Origin of the sequence: Brevundimonas sp. UBA7534, from assembly GCF_002479325.1 — a bacterium.
In the GTDB taxonomy this organism is placed as follows: domain Bacteria; phylum Pseudomonadota; class Alphaproteobacteria; order Caulobacterales; family Caulobacteraceae; genus Brevundimonas.
The window spans coordinates 1-1,538 of the sequence record NZ_DLMO01000137.1 but is presented as its reverse complement, the minus strand read 5'-3'; the positions used below and the strand labels follow the sequence as shown (position 1 = coordinate 1,538).

At 68.9% G+C, this 1,538-nt stretch carries 2 protein-coding genes; both read right to left on the bottom strand.

Translation table 11 applies throughout. The features are described from left to right. Window positions 1-66: 66 nt before the first annotated feature. Window positions 67-1,116: a serine hydrolase domain-containing protein gene (locus tag B2U11_RS11310; protein WP_292071831.1), complete on the bottom strand. Its 1,050-nt coding sequence runs from the start codon at window positions 1,114-1,116 to the stop codon at window positions 67-69. A 53-nt stretch (window positions 1,117-1,169) separates the two neighbouring features. Continuing rightward, window positions 1,170-1,538: twin-arginine translocase subunit TatC (gene tatC, locus B2U11_RS11305; RefSeq protein WP_292071830.1), on the bottom strand; the 369-nt coding region annotated here is incomplete at its 5' end.

The window sequence follows — 1,538 nt, the reverse complement described above, 5'->3', positions numbered from 1 at the left end:
TGCTGATCGACAGCTGGGGCTGAACGCGGAGGCGCCGGGCGGACACCGACCGGCGCCTTCGTCGTTTCAGGCGACGGCGCCCTGCTCCGCCGCAGGAATGACGCCTTGGTCCAGCAGGGCGTGCAGGGCGTCGACATGACCGTCGCGGCTCTGGACCGGCGCCGGATCGGACGTCATCACGACCGTCAGCCGCAGGTCCGGCACGACGAACACCATCTGTCCGCCATAGCCCCAAGCGAAGAAGACCTCGTGGCGCCCGGACCGGCGTATCCACCAGCCATAGCCATAGGGATTGCCGCTCCAGCGCGACGTCCCTCTGCCCCGCCACGACGCCTCGACCCAGCCCTCCGGCAGGATGCGGCGCCCCTGGTGCAGGCCGTCGTTGCGATAGAGTTCGCCAAAGCTCAGCAGCGTCATTGGCGAAAGGCGCATGTCGTTGCCGCCGAAATAGATCCCCTGCGGATCGGCGGGCCAAGGCGGTATGTCGATCCCCAAGGGCTCGCCCAGCCAGTCCCGCGCGAGCGCCAACGTCGAGCGACCGGAGGCGCGCGTCAGGCAGGCCGAGGTCAGGTGGGACGTGCCGGTGGAATAGACCATGCGCCCGCCCGGCTCCGCCTCGAACGGTCGCGCCAGGGCGTATCGGACCCAGTCACGACTGGAGACCCAGGCGCCGTAGTTCGCCCCCGAGGTGGAGCCCAGGCCAGCCTGCATCGACAGCAGGTCGCCGATGGTCACCTCCGCCAGACGCGGGTCCGGCGTCGCGGGAAACCGATCGGCCAGGAATGCGGACATCGGCTGTTCGACACCGTCGAACACGCCCTGCCTGATCGCGATGCCGCCCATGGCGGCGATCACCGACTTGGAGGCCGACTTGACGTTGACCGGGGTCTCCAGCGACGGTCCGCGCCAGACGCGTTCAAACAGCCGTCGGCCGTCGCGGGCGACGATCATCGCGTGCAGCTTGGGCAGCGCCGCCGCACGGGCGGCGACGCGGTCCATCACGGCCGCGTTCAGGCCTTGCGTCGGCGCCGAGGGCGGCAGGACGTCCGCCGCCTGGCTGCAGCCGTGCACGAAGGGAAGGGTCAGGCCGGCGGCAAGAAGCGTACGTCGATGCATCGGCGGTTCAACTGGCGTCGCGCCCGTTTCGTTGCCGCCTGCGACGAAGCGCGTCAGGCCGCCTCGGCCTCCAGCGCATCGGCCTTGTCGCGCCGCATCTCGATGATGCGCACGCACCAGATCGAGATCTCGTAAAGAATGACCAGCGGCACGGCGAGCATCAGCTGGCTGATCGGGTCGGGTGGCGTCACCACGGCGGCCACCACGACCACGGCGACTATAGCGTAGCGCCGCCCGGCCGACATCAGCTTGGAGTTGATCAGCCCGGCCATGCCCAGAAGGGTCATCACGACCGGCAGTTGGAAGCACAGGCCGAAGGCCAGCAACAGCGCCGTGACCAGGCTGAGATAGTCCGACACCTTGGGCAGCAGGTTGGCCTGGATGCCGTCGCCGACGATCTGCTGGCTCAGCGAGAACCACAT

What these genes read in the sequence shown, in the direction of transcription:
- B2U11_RS11310 (WP_292071831.1), bottom strand. Translation starts at nt 1,116, where the DNA reads ATGCATCGACGTACGCTTCTTGCCGCCGGCCTGACCCTTCCCTTCGTG.